Here is a 15,535-nt window from a genome sequence, read left to right as displayed (position 1 = left end):
AAGCGAGACTACCCGCGGACCTGCAGTCCGAGCGACGTGACGAGCACCGCCGCCTGCTCCGGGGACACGATCGCGCCGGTCAGCGACGCACGAGTCAGATCGAGTGACGACAGGTCGCTGCCCCGGAGTTCGGCGCGCGTCAGGTCGACGTCCTGCAGCTCCGCGCCGGACAAATCCACGTCGGTGAGCACTGCTCCCGAACACTTCGCCTTGGTGAGGTCCGCTTCGCGCATGCGCACCTGTTGGAACGTGACTCCACGCAGGTCGGCACTGTTCAAGCCGACGAAAGACCAGTCTCCGCCGGTCACGCGCAACGGCCGCAGGTCGCAGTCCTGGAAGCGGCTGCCGACCAGCTTGCAGCCCGTGAACTCGGCATCGAACAGGTTGCATCCTTTGAACACGCAGCCGGTGAACGCAGAGTCGGTGTGCCGGGAGGCGTTGAACTGGACGTTTCCGAACACACAGTCCAGGAAGGAGACACCGCGGGTGACTGCCTCGGTCAGGTCGACCTGATGGAACTCACAGCGCACGAACCGACGCGCGGTGAACTCCTCCGCGTACCAGTCTTCTCGCCGGTAAACGCGGCCTTCGACTGTCTCGATGTCGGACGGCTCGTGGTCGGGTTCGGACATTCGGCAAGCCTAGTTCGCCGCCCTGCTGATCGGGTGCCAGACGCGACGTCAAGCGGCTCGCTGCGACGGAATTCTGGCTGGTGGCGGCCAGGATCGCCGAGTCCGGAGCGGCTGCCGGGCTGCTGACTGCTCCGGTGGCTTGAGTGATCGGCCCCTTGCCGTCCGTTACGCGGCTCATGCCACAGCGAGGAGCGGTCTTCTCGGGACAGCCATACGATGGCCGAATGAGCGAAGGCCGATGGTTCGATGCCTGGGTGCCCTGGCCCGAACTGTCGGGCCTGGCAGCCGCGGGCCGGGCACTGCTGCCCACAGTGCCCGCGACCCCGGCCGCGCTCGCCCGAACCGTCACCGAGCAACTGGTGGGCCGTCGCCTTACGACCACAGTGCAAGGCCACGAGGTCGGCCTGACTCTCACCGAACTCGACTATCCAGCGGACTCGCTTCGTCTGGCCACCGGTCGGGTGGGAGACGTCCGCATCGTCGCGGAAGATGTCGACTGGCCCGTTCCGAACAGCTCGGCGGCCCCCGTTGCGCACGGCGCTGGCAGCCTTGCCGGCACTGCCCGCTCGTCTCGAACTGCAGCGGCCTCAGCAGCGTCGAACGCGCGTGGTGAAACGAAGGACCCGACCACCGCGGACGCGTCCGGCATGCCTGCTGCGACGGGCACCCCCGTCGGCGAAACGCACAAGACGGACGGCCCGCCAGATGCGGCTGGGCTTGCGCCTGCTCACCTCGCGCGGCCCGCCGACGGCCGAACTGACGCACGCTCATCCGGTCCACGAGAGAACACGGCATCGTCGGATTCTGTTCAGGCGCAAGGCGATCGCCGAATCGCGGAAGCCACACCAGGTGCCGCAGCATGGAAACCCATCTGGGGACCTGACGCAGCAAACGTGGGACCGCACGAATCCGAGCGACCGACTTCTCGACGCAGCTCCGGACGGGCGCCCGCCGCTCGCGAAGCCGGTCCTGAAACGCGGCCAACTGTCGGACCGCCTGCGCAGCCAGACGTCGAACGCATTCCGTTGCGGCGCGTGACCGTGCTCGCCAAGGACGTGCGGCTTCGAGGATTGCCTTCGCCAGCGGCGATTCCCGGATCTGTCGAACTCGAGATAGAAGTGAGCGGAACCGTGGTGCGGGATCGGGTCGCCGCGGCACGTCCGGACCTGATCGCGACACCGCATCCGGAAGGGTTCCGAGTGCGCTGGCGGAAACGTCCGCGCTGGGGATATTTGACTCTCGCCGCAGACATCGAAGACGAAGCAATAGCGCTGACCCCGATCTCGCTCTGCCTCGGACGGTGGACGAGGCGGCCGCCGAAGCGGATCCAGCCGATCGTGCTTCCCCTGCCGGATCTGCCGAAAGGCTTGCGCCTGACCGGAATCCGGCCTGGCGAAGACGAGCTCGCACTGACGATCGCAGCCGACGAATGGCCTGGACGGCTCGCCCGGATTCCGTTGCCGGACCTGCTGACCTGGCTGACGACAGCGGCAATGACACTGACACTTCCCGGATTCGGATCACGGTCCCTCCCCTGAACCGGCGGCGGCGCCCACCGGACCCCCTGCGGGTCCGAGCAATGGGCGCGGCGCTGCCGTGTTCCAGAGTGCTCGAACATGCGTTCCCAATCATCACCCGATCAGGGAAAGATCGAAAACCGTTGGCGCACAAGGGAAACTCGAAAACAGCCCGAAATCCTGTCGGTGCGGTCGGCTAACCTCGGAATCGAGCCGTCAGTTCGCTCCGAGGGGATACCGCCGATGACAACCACCGCAGAACTGCTCCGAAGAACCCGAAGATCCCAGCCTCATGACGGGCATCCGCGGGCAACCGCGCGTTCAGAGCGACGCTTGCTCCTCCACGGGAAGGCAGACCTCGAACCGCGTGTCACCCGGTTCCGACGTCACTTTGATGTCGCCCGAGTGCCGTTCCACGACGATCCGCCACGAGATGTCCAGCCCGAGACCGGTGCCTTCGCCCACGCCTTTGGTCGTGAAGAACGGCTCGAAGATGCGCTGGCGCACCTCTTCCGGGATCCCCGGGCCGGTGTCGCCGATCTCGACGCGCACCTGTTTGCCGACCTGCCACGTGCGCAGGGTCAGCGTTCCCTCGCCGCCCATGGCGCCGACGGCGTTGTCGATGATGTTGGTCCACACCTGGTTCAGTTCGGCGGCGTAGGCAGGAACCCGGTCGATCGAGCAGTCGTATTCCTTGACCACGCGGATGCCCTCGCCGAGCTTGCCCGACATCATCACCAGCGTGGAGTTGAGTCCTTCGTGGACGTCGATGAATTGGTGCGGGGCGCGATCCATTTGCGAGTACTGCTTCGCCGCGCCCACGAGCGTGGACACCCGGCTGGTCGAGTCCTCGATCTCGCCCATCAGCATCTCGGTTTCGAGCGCGTACGCGAGCCAGCGGATCGCGCCGTCGAGCAGTCCTTCGCCTACCGATTCCAGCACGTGGTCGAGGTTCGTCGGCGTGAGTCCGGCAGCGACGAAGATGCTGGCGAGGTCCCAGCCCTGGTCGATGCCGTGGTCGTCGAACCAGTCGCCGATCTCGTCCTCGCGGTCGGCTTGCTGCATCGCGGAGAGCTTGGGTGCGTCGCCGACCTGTTTCACCAAGCGTTCCTGCACGTCGAGGAGCAACTCGAGCAGGTTCGGGTCGATGTCTTTCTTCGCCAGGATCGCGAGTTTGTGCCGCATGCCGGCGACTCGCTCGCGCAGCGCGGCCGTGGCCCGCACCGCAGCTGCGGCCGGGTTGTTGAGTTCGTGCATGAGCCCCGCGGACAACTCGCCGAGGGCGACGAGCCTGCGGCGCGACGACACCAGCGCGTCGGTATTGCGCCAGCCGAGGTACATACCCTCCAGCAAGTGCGCCGCCATCGGGAACCATTGCCGGAATTCGACGGCGAACTCCGCGGCGGGAAGCGTGAGGAAGGTCAGATCGCTGACGGCGTAGATCGTCGCGCCGTAGGTGGCTTCGCTGTCCTGGTAGGCCAAGAATTGCGTTGCGCCGCAGTAGGAACCGCGTTGATCGGACCGCTTCATCTCGACCTCGGCGCCGGCCACCACGCGGGTCATCCGCAGCGCGCCGTTGAGCAGGACGTAGAAGCACGTGGCCGGGTCGCCTTCGCGGATCACCACGGAGTCGGCCTTGAACTCCTCGCGCACCGCGTTCTGCTCGATCCAGTCGAGTTGCGCGTCGGAGAGATGTTCGAACAAGAACAGTCCGCGCAGTTCCTCGCGCGACAAGGCGGGCTGAGTCACTGTTCCTCCAAGTAACGGTGGACCAGGGTCACGGCCATGGCGCCCTCGCCGACGGCGGACGCCACGCGTTTCACCGACTGCGAGCGCACGTCTCCGGCCACGAACACGCCGGGCACTGACGACTCCAGGTAATGCGGATCGCGGTCCAGGCTCCATCCCGGCGGCCTGCGTCCGTCCTCCACGAGGTCTGGGCCGGTCCGGACGAATCCGTGGGCGTCCCGGAGGACGCTCTTTCCCAGCCACTCCGTGCGCGGAGCGGCTCCGATGAAGATGAAGAGGTGTTCCGTGTCCAGTTTCTCGGTCACGCCGTCTTTGCAGACCGTGATGGACTCGAGGTGATCGTCCCCATGCGCTTTGACCACCGTGGTGTGCGTGCGAACGTGGACGTTCTCGATGGCAGCGATCTGCTCGATGAGGTAGTGCGACATCGACGACTCAAGCGACGCGCCGCGCACCAGCAGCGTCACGTCGGTGGCGTGCTGGGCGAAGAACACAGCCGCCTGACCGGCGGAGTTCGCGCCGCCGACGATGTACACGTGATCGTTCGAGCACTCAGGTGCTTCCGTCGCAGCGGAGCCGTAGTAGACGCCCCGGCCGGTCAGCTCCGCGATTCCCTCGGCTTCCAGCGCTCGGTAGTTGACGCCGCTGGAAAGGATCACGGAGTGCGCGGCGATCTCGGATCCGTCGCCGAAGGTCACGACCCGGCTCGAGCCGCGCGCCTCCAGACCCACGACATCGCGAGCCGTAAGCACTTCAGCGCCGAACTTCTGCGCCTGGCGGCGGGCTCGATCCGTGAGCTGCGCGCCCGACACTCCGTCCGGGAAGCCAAGGTAGTTCTCGATCCTGGAGCTGGTTCCGGCCTGGCCGCCGGTGGCCTTGCGCTCGACCAGCACGGTCCGCAGTCCTTCGGAAGCGCCGTAAACGGCGGCACCGAGTCCGGCCGGACCGCCGCCGATCACCACCAGGTCGTAGAAGTCCTGCGCGGGCTGCGTAGAAAGGCCCACCGCATCGGCGATCTCGCTTCCCGATGGCTGTTTCAGCACCGTGCCGTCCGGCGTCACCACGACCGGGATGTCGGTCTCGCACGCGCCGGCGGCTTGGAGGATGCGGCCGGCTTCTTCGTCGTCGACCGAGTACCAGCGGTACGGGACGGCGTTGCGAGCCAGGAAGTCGCGCATCCGGAACGACGGCGCCGAGTACCGGTGCCCGATCAGCTTCGTCTCTTCCACCGGACGATCCCCGACCGCGAGCCAGGTCTCGACCAGCGAGTCGATGACCGGGTACAGCTTCTCCTCGGGCGGGTCCCAGGGCTTGAGCAGGTAGTGGTCGACGTCGACCACGTTGATCGCCTGGATCGCGGCGTCAGTGTCGGCGTAGGCCGTCAGCAGCGCGCGCCGGGCGTTCGGGAAGAGGTCCATCGCCTTCTCCAGGAAGACGATGCCGTCCATGTGCGGCATGCGGTAGTCGGCGAGGATCGCCGCGACGGCGTCGCCGCGCAGCTTGATCTCGCGAAGTGCGTCGAGGGCGTCGGCGCCCGAATCGGCACGGATGACGCGGTAGTCCTTGCCGTAGCGGCGACGCAGGTCGCGCGCCACCGACCGCGAAACGGCGGGGTCGTCGTCGACGGTCATCAGGATCGGCTGGCTCACACGGCACAGCCTACGGTGTCCCGTCGGCTGCCGTGGCAAACGACAGAACCAGGGACCGGTGCCCGTCGCGGCCGCCACCGCGGCGGGCACCGGTTGTTCAGGTGGCGGCTATGGATAGCGCACCAAGTTCACCGGCTTCGTCCCCGACGGGGTGCTCGCACCGAGGTCGTTGATCACGTGGGTGATCGTTCCCTGGTGGTTGAGCGAAACCGTCACCATGCCGTGGAACCGCACGTCAGGCGCGACCGGAGCGGCGAAGGCGTGCGAGCAGGACACCGACGGGTTCGTGTCGAAGAAGCAGTAGCTGCCGAGACCCCAGGCTTCGTGGCTGGTCACATCCGGGGCGACCTGGTACGCGGCGTAGCCCGCGCTCCCGCCGTTCATCCAGGCTGCCTGGTCGGGGACGTCGTAGGGCATCTCGTTCTGGAAGAAGTAGGTGCGCCCGCCGTTTCCGTTCCAGGTCACCTGCGTCTTCTGAAAGTGCTCGACGAACAGCCCGTAGACGGTCACGTCGTTGCCGTTCACCACCAGGCCGGTATCGGCGGTGTTGGAGTTCCAGCCGACGTGACTGTCGTCGGCGCCGTGGTCGGCTCGCCAGAGCCACAGGTGGTCGCCGATCACGTCGTTGCTGTTGATTACGAGGCTGGTATGCGCTTTGCCCGCGGCAGCGCCGCCGACGCGGAAGAACACGTCGTGCAGCGAGGTCGGGTTCGCCGAGTGGTCCGCGTTCGACTCGGGATCGCCGACCTGCATGAGCGTGGCCGACGAGGTCGTTCCGGCGTCGATCAGCAAGCCGGCGATCTTCACTCCGTCCACGTCGTCGACGTTGATCGCAGTGATCCCGCCGTCCGGGATCAAGGTCGCGATGCCAAGGCCGAGGACGACGGTGTCCGGACGAGTCACGTGAAGAGGCTGATCAAGGCGGTACACGCCTGGGGTGATCAGCAGGTTCTTGCCCGCCGTCAGAGCCTCGTTCATCTCGGACGCGGTAGCGCCCGGCTTCGTGATGAAGAACTGGTCGATCGGCAGCGAAACGCCTGGTGCGCTGTCGTGTTCCCAGGTGACGCCGGAGGTGTTGTTTCGCAGGGCGGGCACGAACACCCGGTAGTGACCGGACTCGTCAACCTGGAGGCACGGCTTCTCGCGGACGATCGGGGCCTGGTCGATCGTCGTGTACGGCGGGTCCGGGAAGGTGCCGGCGGGAGCGCCGTCCACGCCGACGAACACCATGTTCCAAGTAGAGCCGGTCCAGCCGCCGAAGTGCGAATCGCGCGAGATCCATTGCTGCTGTGACCCGGAACGGATCTGCCCGTCGATCTTCGTGTCCGAGATCCAGCCCCCGCTGGACCAGCCCCCGCCGTCGTCGAGGCGGAGGTCGCCGCGGACGTGCATGCGCCGGTACGGGCTCGCTTGCGATACGGCCCATTGGTCCGCGCCCCCGACGGGGTTCACGGACAGGTTTTCCGCGCCGCGCCAGAAGTTCTGGGTCGCGTTGTTCGGGGGAAACCAGTCCGCGTCCACGTGCACCGCACCGTTGATCGTCACGGCGTCGGGCGTGCTGCCTAGTCCGAGGATTTGCGTGTAGAAGCCGACGTTCACGTCGTTGGAGTACGTGCCAGGTTTGAACAGCACGGCGTAGCGCTGACTGCCGAACTGGTTCTTCTCCTGCTCCGCGAAGATCGCGTCGAGCTTGCGCTGGATGCTCGCGCTCGGCATCGACGGATCGAAAACGACGACGTTCGGCCCCAGGTCCACTTGTCCCGGCGGCGGAGAAGTAGTGCCACCCACGGAGATCAGTGTGAACGACCGGTTGGCGGCGTCATGACGGCCGTGCTGCCACGGCTTCTCGTGACCAGCAGCCAGTCCGGCCGGGTGCGGGTCGCGGTCTCGGCCGGAGGCAAGATCGACAACTGCAGCAGTCGGATGCGCTGGCCATTGCGGGTCAGGCTCGGTGGACGGCAGCCGCGGCGGGGCTGCGGTGTCGTGGGTTCCCGAGGTGCTCTCGTGTTCCAACGCGGGGTGCCAGGAGGGGTGGGTGGACGTCTCTGCATCGCCCTTGTGGGTGAGGTGGAAGTGCCAATCGTGCGCGTTTGTTCCGGTGACGGTGTACGGGCGGGCCAGCGGGACGGGCGGACGAGCAGCAGTTCGCCGGGCGTTCGCCGCCCCTGGCTGGGCGCGCCAGGCATCAGCGTTGGTCTCGAGGGACTGGCGGGACAGTGTTCCGCTGTTCCGGCCGCAGGGGTAGTCCGCCGGACTCGGAGGGGTCGGCGCTAGCGCGGCCACTCTCCGTGATTCGGGGTTCATCGTCACCTCCCTTGCCGAGACGGGACCGCTGGGCGACCTCGGCCGGAGGTGGGGTTCGCCTCGTGGCGAGGGTCGGCTCGACGTCGCGACTGCGGAGGAATGTAATCGCGGGCACACTGACCTTCAACGCAAACCTGAAGAAAAGTCAGATAGGGCAGTCGACCTGCACTAATGCGCTCGGAACAGGTCGCAGAGAGGCAGGTTGGGCCAGCTTGGCACGCCATTCCGGCGCGGCCGCGGCGCGTAACCGACCCCCTGACGAAGGGACCGAAGGCGGGGTGTACTGTATGTCCATACGAGATGCGGAGTTCACCTCTGCTTCGGGGCTATGGCGCAGCTGGTAGCGCACCTCACTGGCAGTGAGGGGGTCAGGGGTTCGAGTCCCCTTAGCTCCACAAGTTGCACAGGAACCCTTCGGCCACGCAGTTCAGGTTGGCTGGAGGGTTTTTTGCATGCCCGGGGCATGATTCGATGCGGCCAGCCTGGTCGATGGCTATGGGTTAGCGCTACCGGCCTGCGGCTTGGCGTCGGAAGCTCGGTGGTCGGGCTGGGAAGGTTCGCTGGCAGCTGTTGCGAATGGGCGGGCGCGGGCGGGTGCCCGGTGTCGGAGCGGTTCATGCGGCGACACAGCGATCTCGTCCAACCGCATTGTTCTGAAGCAGGTGACCGCAGTGCACGGGGGTGGCCCTCTGGCGGCAGTTGCGGGCGGGTAGCTCGTACTGATTGCTGCGGCGGCTAGCGGGCTCGCTGCGGCTTGGACGCGGGCTGCCGCGTCTCGGGCAGATGCCCGGTTCTTCTGGCAGGGCGGAGGCTCGGTCAAGAGCTCCAAGCGTGACTGGCGCATTCGGGCGGGAGCCGGTTGCGGCCTTGACCGAAGGCGTCAGCTCGCATGGCGCAGCGGGAGCGTCGGGCGGGAGTACGGGACTCACGGGGATCGTCTTGGGCTAGGTGGTGGTACGCGGGCGGCGTTGGGTTCTTGGGCTCGACCGCGGTCGTCGAGGAAGCCGGGGTGAGGGAACGCATGCTCGGGGCTCCGATTTGTGCCGTTTGGGGTCTAACGCCGAGAGTTGGCTGGCGGTGCTGGGGCGCGATGCGGAGCGTCGACGGGTGGGCGTCATCCGGCCGCGGCGGCGTGGGGGGTGGTCGGCGGAGTCCGTTGCGGGGTCGCGTTTTCGCGTGGAGAGGTCGTCTCCGGTAGGCGGCGGTAGGCCGCGTGGAAGTCAGTACTGAGGGCGACGGGGCGGGGAAACGGTGATCGTCTTGGGAGCCCGGTTTGGCTCGCACGGGCTGGGTCGCTCCAACGGCGCGGGGAGCGACGAGATCGGGGCGGTGGTTCGCGAGCTCGTCGGAGCCAGGGCCCGGTTAGCGGCGAGGCCGGGAGCGCGGACAAGGACGGTGAGGGTGGCCGCGCGCTGAGGCGGGCGGGAAGCCGTCGAAAGTGTGGAAGTTCGCAAAATTCTCTGTTGCGAACTCGACCAGCCGATGGCGTCGATTGCACACTGGCGCAAATTGTCCCAGCAGTCGAGAAGCGAGCCGCGGCGTTCATGGTGTCGAATGCCTTGGTGCGACTCTGGGGAACAACAGAAACACTCTGCGTCGCCGGCCCGCTAATAAATAACCATTCGCCGTCGCTGCGGCAACGGGCAGAAATGTTGCCCGGAACTGCAAATAGAACTCACCCCATGTCGGAAAATGCGGCTCCGCCCCGGCCACGATAATTGATTCAACACCGTACCGGCGAGTACGACAAGGTATTCGCCGGAGAAGGGTCCCCTGGTGGAGGTAACACCACTGTCGCACCTGGTGCCAGCACCACCATCGGGAGGTCGGGGGCGACAAATGGGAACGGGCTTCGTATTACCGACGGGAAACTGTCGCGCATGACGCCAACTCATTACCCCAATCGGAGGTAGACCGACTTTTCAATGTCTGACATGCTCGGCTCGGCCGACAGCTCGGTGCGTGGGGTCACTTGAGGCGGGCTATTTTTCTCAGGGGTAGATATGGAAATTGAGCTATTGGGATCGGTCACGCTCAGGCAAGCCGGCCGCAGACACGGAGTCGCGTCGCGAAAGGTGCGGACTGTGCTGGCGTTGCTGGCCTTGTCGCCGGGGGTTCCGTTGTCCCTGGACACGCTCGCGGACGAACTGTGGGCCGACAAACCGGTCTCCAACGTGCGCAATGCGTTGCAGGCCAATATCGCGCGGTTGCGGAAGCTCGTGTTCACCGTGACCGGCGAGCGGGAGGTGGTCCGGACGGTCAGCAGCGGGTACCTGATGACCGTGCCTGCCGAGGCCGTCGACGCGCATCGGTTTTCTGCCTTGGCACAGCGTGGGGCCGCGTTGCTCGGGCAGGATCCGCGGGGAGCCATCACGGTCTTCGAGCAAGCGTTGCGGCTCTGGCGGGGGCCGGCGTTGCTCGACGTGGCCGATTGCACTCGCTGCCGGTTGGCTGCCGAGCAACTGAACGAGCGGCGGCTCACCGTGCAGGAGGACCTGATCTCCGCGCGGCTTCAGGTCGGCGAGCATCATGGGCTTTCCCACGACCTGAAACAACTCGTCGCGGAGAACCCGGCGCGCGAGCGGCTCAGCGAGTACCTGATGATCTCGCTTTACCGCGACGGCAGGCAGGGCGAGGCGGTCTCGGTCTTCCACAGCACCCGGAAGTGGCTGGGCGCCGAACTCGGACTGGAGCCCGGGCCGGGGCTGCGCCGGCTGTACCAGTCCATCCTGATGCAGGACCAGGTTCTCGACTGAACCGTCGTTTTCGCTTCCACCGGGTCAGCATGGCAGTCCCCGATGACCGCCTGCTGACACCGCGCCTACGGGGGACTTCGCGTCAGGGCGCTGTCAGAAGGGTGTCACCGCTCGCCGCTAGTTTTCGGGGCCGAATCCCTTGTAACGGTCCCTGACGATCGGGAGTGACCCCCATGACGACAGCCGTCTCCGAACGCATGCAGCAGATCCGCGAGATCGTCTGCACGCATCTCGAGCTCGACGACGCGGAGCTCACCGAAACCAGCGATTTCGCCGACGACCACGAGGCGGATTCGCTGTCGCTGATGGACGTGCTGGCCGCGCTGGAGAAGAAGTTCGGCGTCACGATCGACCAGGCGCAGTTCGCCCGGATGACCAACCTGCGCGCGGTGTACGAGGTCGTCTCGGAATCCGCGAGCTGGTAGCCGACATGTCGCAGCCGACCAGTATCGGACGCCGGGTGGTCATCACCGGATGCGGTGTCGTGTCGAGCATCGGGATCGGGGTCCGGGAGTTCACCTCCGCCCTGCGCGCCGGGCGCAGCAACGTCCGGCCGATCTCGGTGTTCGACACCACCGGGTTCGCCCACGACAACGGCTGCGAGGTCGCCGACTTCGAGCCTGCCCGGTGGATCCGCACGCTCGACCCCGCCGATCTCGGCCGGGCGAGCCGGTTTTCCACCGCGGCCGCCCGCCTCGCCGTCGAGGATTCGGGGCTGCCGCTGGAAACCCTGCGCGCCGCGCGCACGCTCGTCTCGGTGGGCAGCACCGACGGCGAGGCGCACGAACTCGACGGTCTGGTGGCGCAGGAACTCTCCGCCGGGCTGGCCGGGCTTGACCCGAAGCTGGTGCGCCGGACTTCCGCGGGTCGGCTGGCCACGTCGATCGCGCGTGAGCTGGAACTGACCGACGTCGAGACCGGGACCATCGCGACGGCGTGCTCGGCGGGGAACTACGCCATCGGCAACTCGCTCGACGCGATCCGGTGCGGGGACGCCGAGTTCGCTCTCTGTGGCGGCGCGGATGCGCTGTGCCGCAAGACGTTCACCTCGTTCTACCGGTTGCGCAGCATCGCGCCGGACTGCTGCCGTCCGTTCGACCGCAACCGGATGGGCATCCTCACCGGCGAGGGCGCGGGCATTCTTCTGCTGGAGAGCCTCGACTCCGCGCTCGCCCGCGGGGCGCGGATCTACGCGGAAGTGCTGGGGTACGGCATGTCCTGCGACGCGCACCATCCGGTGGCGCCGCATCAGGCCGGGATCGCCCGCTGCATGGAGCTCGCGCTGGCCGACGCCGGGGTCAAACCCGCCGAGATCGACCTGATCTCCGCGCACGGGACCGGGACCAAAGCCAACGACATGACCGAATCCGCGGCAATCCGCGACCTGTTCGGGCCGAAGCCGCCGCGCACCGTGTCGATGAAATCGATGCTGGGGCACTCGATGGGCGCGGCGAGCGCGCTGGCCGCGATCGGCTGTTCGATCGCGCTCACCGAGCAGTTCATCCCGCCCACCATCAACCACCGCGACACCGACCCGGACTGCCCGGTGGACTGCGTGCCCAACGAATCCGTCGACGCCGACCTCGACATCGTGCAGAACAACGGCTGGGCCTTCGGCGGCAACAACGCCGTGGTCCTGCTCGGCCGGTACGAGCGGCAACCCCGAGAGGAGGCCGTACGGTGACCGCACCGGCTCGGCGCCGTCCGGTCATCTCGGCCTGGACCGCCATTTCCCCCTTCGGCTACGGCCGGGAAGCGTTCGCCGACGGCGTTCGCTCCCGGCGCGAGCCCGCCCTCGAAGCCGGCGGACCGGGTGATCCCGCGGCGGTCGTGCCCAGCTTCGACGTGCGCGAGATGTTCGGGCGCAAGAAGACCCGGGCGATGAACCGGGTCAGCGGGTTGACCGTCGCGGCCGCGCAGCAGCTGCTCGCCGACATGGAACTGGCCCCCGACGGCGACCGCGAGCACATCGGTTTCGTGCTCGGCACCACGACCGGCAGTGCGCAGAGCATGATGGACCTGACCCGCGCGTCGATCACCGGCGAGCAGCCCGACCACGTCGAACCCGCCGCGGTTCCCGGCACCGTGATGAACTGCGCGGCCGGGCAGGCCGCGATCTGGCACGGGCTCAAGGGACCCAACGCGACGATCGCCGCCGGGCGCACCACCGGGTTGCAGGCGTTGAACTACGCTCGCCGGCTGCTGATGACCGAACGTGCGGCTCAGGTGTTGTGCGGTGCGGCCGAGGAGCATTCCGACGCGCGGTCCTGGCTTGAACACCACCGGCGCGGCGGGGCGGCGACGCTCGGCGAAGGCTGTGCGATGTTCCTGCTCGAACCGGCGGACTCGGCCGATCCGCGCACCGTGCTGGCGACGCTGACCGGCATCGACTCGCGGATCTGCCTCGACGGGGACCTCGCCGGAACCTTGCACGCCACCGTGACCTCGCTGTTGAACCGGTCTGGCGTCAACGCGGACCGCGTGTGGGCGGCAGTCGGGAGCGGCTTCCCCGCGGGGGCGGACCGTCCCGAGGACGCGACGTTGCGGCAGTTGTTCGGCGACGAAGTGACCGATCGTGTGCCACCGGTGGATCTCATCGGCGACACCTCCGCGGCGACCGCGTTGTTCGGCCTCGCGTCGGTGCTCAGCATCGCCGACGGAGCAGACCACGGCGCACAGGACCACATCGTCGTCACCGCTTGCGATGACGACGGTTCGGTGGCCTGCGCGCTGCTGCAGCTCGGGGGTGCGCGATGAGCAGAACCGCGCTCGTGACCGGCGGTTCCCGCGGGATCGGCCGGGCGGTCGTACTCCGCCTGGCGCAGGACGGGTTCGACGTCGCGTTCTGCTATCACAGCAACCAAACTGCGGCGGACATTCTCGTCAAGGAAGTCCTCGACCTGGGCGTGCGCGTCGAAGCGAGCCAGGTCGACGTCGCTGACGGCGAGGCGGTCACGGCGTGGGTGGAGCGGACGGCCGACGAGTTCGGCGCGCCGGACGCGCTGGTCACCTCGGCCGGGATCACCCGGGACGGTTCGCTCGCGCTGATGTCCGAACCGGACTGGTCGAGTGTCCTGCGCACGAACCTCGACGGTGTTTTCCACGCGTGCCGTCCCGCCGTGTTCCGGATGATCAAACGCCGCGCCGGAAGCGTCGTGACGCTGTCCTCGGTGTCCGGCGTGCACGGCAACCCGACGCAGACCAACTACTCGGCGGCCAAGAGCGGCGTGCTCGGCTTCACCAAGGCGCTGGCCAAGGAAGTCGGCCGGTACGGGGTGCGGGTCAATTCCGTCGCGCCGGGCCTGATCGAGACCGACATGCTCGGCAAGCTCAGCGAAGCGACCCGCGAGAAGATGCTGCGGGCCGTGCCGCTGCGCCGGTTCGGCACGCCGGAAGAAGTCGCGGACCTGGTGTCGTTCCTGGTTTCCGACCGCGCTTCCTACATCACCGGCAGCGTCTTCGAGGTCGACGGCGGCTTCGTCGTCTAGCTGTTCTCTCCCCGCGGCAGCGCTGGCAGCGCGTGCCGCGTCCTATCCGTGCGCTGGCGAAAGGACGTCATGAGCGCCGACAACGGTTTCATCCCGCGGCTCAAGACCGCGGTTCTGGGCACAGCCGACCGCCCGCTAGTGTTCGTCGGCAACTTCGAGGTCGAAGAGCAGTGGGCGGTCGACGAGCAGGGGCTGCCCCGGGTGTCCGCCCCGGGCGGCATGGCGGTCGTCAACAGCATGGACGAGTTCGCGTTGCTGCTGGGCGGGAAGCGGGATCACGTGGTGCTCAAGCACGCGCCGGACCCCGGTTACCACAGCTACCTGGAAGGCCTCGGTCTCGACCTGCCGCAGATCCACGTGATCGCGGACCCGGATCCGGCGCGCACGGTCAGCCAGGACGCGCTGCACGATCCGTGGCTGATCGCCGCGCTTTCCGCGTTGCGCACCGACGAAGCGCATCTGCTCGCGCACGGTGTCTCCGCGGTGGAGGAAGAACTGTCCACTGCGACGGGGTTGCCGCTGGCCGCTCCGGACGCGGCTCGGTGCAAGGCGGTGAACAGCAAGATCTACAGCCGCCGGATCGCGACGAAGCTCGGATTGCGGCAGCCGAACGGCTGGGCCTGCGACACGCTCGAGCTGCTCGACGAGGCCGTCACCGCGGCGGGGGCCGTGCTCGTCACCGGACGGAAGGTCGTCGTCAAGGAGGCGTTCGGGGTTTCCGGCAAGGGAATCTCGGTGGTCTCCGACGAACGCCGGCTCGACCGGTTGCGCCGGATGATTTCCGCGACCGCTCGCCGCAACGGCCGGGACCGGATCGCGTTCGTCATCGAGGAGTGGGTCGACAAGCGCGCCGACCTCAACTACCAGTTCACCGTGAGCCGCGATGGGTCGGTGCACTTCGACTTCGTCAAGGAGCTGATCACCGAGAACGGCGTCCACAAAGGACACCGGATCCCGCCGCGGCTGGACGAGGCGCAGCTGGAGACCATCCGGTCCGCGGCGCAGGCGCTCGGCGGGCAGCTCGCCGCCGACGGCTACTACGGCGTCGTGGGAGTGGACGCGATCGTCGAACCCGACGGCGGCATCTTCCCGGTGCTGGAAATCAACGCCCGCAACAACATGTCCACCTACCAGGTGCCGATCCAGGAACGCTTCGTCACCGCGGGCGAGACCGCGATGGCCCGGCACTACTCGCTGCGGCTCGGCGCCAGCGTCGGCTTCGACCGGGTCCGCGACGTGCTCGGCGAGCTGCTTTTCGACGGTGCGGGCAGCGGCCTGCTGGTGAACAACTTCGCCACCGTCAACGCCGGCGCGCAGACCGCCGGCGGGGCGCCGTTCGCCGGCCGCCTCTACGGCGTGCTCATCGGGGATTCGGTCGCTGAGGTCGACCGGATCGACGCGCGGGTCGAACGCGCGCTGGCCGTCCTGCAGCAGGACTGA

11 protein-coding genes and 1 tRNA gene are annotated in these 15,535 nt (G+C 67.5%); 8 read left to right on the top strand and 4 right to left on the bottom strand.

Features of this window, described 5'->3' with window-relative positions; genetic code table 11:
- Nucleotides 1–8 precede the first annotated feature (8 nt).
- Nucleotides 9–632 carry a pentapeptide repeat-containing protein gene (locus WA670_RS16050; RefSeq protein ID WP_134663246.1) on the bottom strand — a complete coding sequence of 208 codons (624 nt, stop codon included), beginning with the start codon at nt 630–632 and terminating at the stop codon, nt 9–11.
- Between the two features lie 224 nt (nt 633–856).
- On the opposite strand from WA670_RS16050, the gene WA670_RS16045 reads away from it, so the two are divergent.
- Nucleotides 857–2,170: a hypothetical protein gene (locus WA670_RS16045; RefSeq protein WP_336158144.1), complete on the top strand. Its 1,314-nt coding sequence runs from the start codon at nt 857–859 to the stop codon at nt 2,168–2,170.
- A 300-nt stretch (nt 2,171–2,470) separates the two neighbouring features.
- Here WA670_RS16045 and WA670_RS16040 read toward each other — a convergent pair whose 3' ends face one another.
- From WA670_RS16040 to WA670_RS16030, 3 genes are all read right to left on the bottom strand, one after another.
- Nucleotides 2,471–3,898: an ATP-binding protein gene (locus tag WA670_RS16040; protein ID WP_037812003.1), complete on the bottom strand. Its 1,428-nt coding sequence runs from the start codon at nt 3,896–3,898 to the stop codon at nt 2,471–2,473.
- On the bottom strand, nt 3,895–5,547 hold the full coding sequence (locus tag WA670_RS16035; protein ID WP_037812004.1) for an FAD-dependent oxidoreductase: 1,653 nt from the start codon (nt 5,545–5,547) through the stop codon (nt 3,895–3,897). The genes WA670_RS16040 and WA670_RS16035 overlap by 4 nt, the downstream gene beginning before the upstream one ends.
- A gap of 108 nt (nt 5,548–5,655) precedes the next feature.
- Nucleotides 5,656–7,263, bottom strand: a complete 1,608-nt coding sequence (locus tag WA670_RS16030; protein WP_205669943.1) for a coagulation factor 5/8 type domain-containing protein — start codon at nt 7,261–7,263, stop codon at nt 5,656–5,658.
- A gap of 910 nt (nt 7,264–8,173) precedes the next feature.
- Between WA670_RS16030 and WA670_RS16025 the strand changes: the two genes are divergently transcribed.
- From WA670_RS16025 to WA670_RS15995, 7 genes are all read left to right on the top strand, one after another.
- Nucleotides 8,174–8,246: transfer RNA gene (locus WA670_RS16025), tRNA-Ala, on the top strand.
- Between the two features lie 1,680 nt (nt 8,247–9,926).
- Entirely contained in the window at nt 9,927–10,607 is a 681-nt protein-coding gene (locus WA670_RS16020) for an AfsR/SARP family transcriptional regulator (protein ID WP_235147136.1), read from the top strand.
- 173 nt (nt 10,608–10,780) lie between these two features.
- Nucleotides 10,781–11,032: an acyl carrier protein gene (locus tag WA670_RS16015; RefSeq protein ID WP_037812007.1), complete on the top strand. Its 252-nt coding sequence runs from the start codon at nt 10,781–10,783 to the stop codon at nt 11,030–11,032.
- 5 nt (nt 11,033–11,037) lie between these two features.
- Nucleotides 11,038–12,291, top strand: a complete 1,254-nt coding sequence (locus WA670_RS16010; RefSeq protein ID WP_037812008.1) for a beta-ketoacyl-[acyl-carrier-protein] synthase family protein — start codon at nt 11,038–11,040, stop codon at nt 12,289–12,291.
- Nucleotides 12,288–13,364 (top strand): beta-ketoacyl synthase N-terminal-like domain-containing protein, encoded by a 1,077-nt coding sequence (locus WA670_RS16005; RefSeq protein WP_336158143.1) that lies wholly within the window; start codon nt 12,288–12,290, stop codon nt 13,362–13,364. The genes WA670_RS16010 and WA670_RS16005 overlap by 4 nt, the downstream gene beginning before the upstream one ends.
- Nucleotides 13,361–14,095 carry a 3-oxoacyl-[acyl-carrier-protein] reductase gene (gene fabG / locus WA670_RS16000; RefSeq protein WP_134732696.1) on the top strand — a complete coding sequence of 245 codons (735 nt, stop codon included), beginning with the start codon at nt 13,361–13,363 and terminating at the stop codon, nt 14,093–14,095. Before WA670_RS16005 ends, fabG begins: the two co-directional genes overlap by 4 nt.
- 69 nt (nt 14,096–14,164) lie before the next feature.
- Entirely contained in the window at nt 14,165–15,535 is a 1,371-nt protein-coding gene (locus WA670_RS15995) for an ATP-grasp domain-containing protein (protein WP_238608016.1), read from the top strand.

It is taken from the genome of Amycolatopsis sp. VC5-11 (genome assembly GCF_037034185.1).
GTDB classification, from domain to species: domain Bacteria; phylum Actinomycetota; class Actinomycetes; order Mycobacteriales; family Pseudonocardiaceae; genus Amycolatopsis; species Amycolatopsis nivea.
Note: the sequence above shows the minus strand (reverse complement) of the source record. Positions and strands in the feature narration are given on the sequence as shown.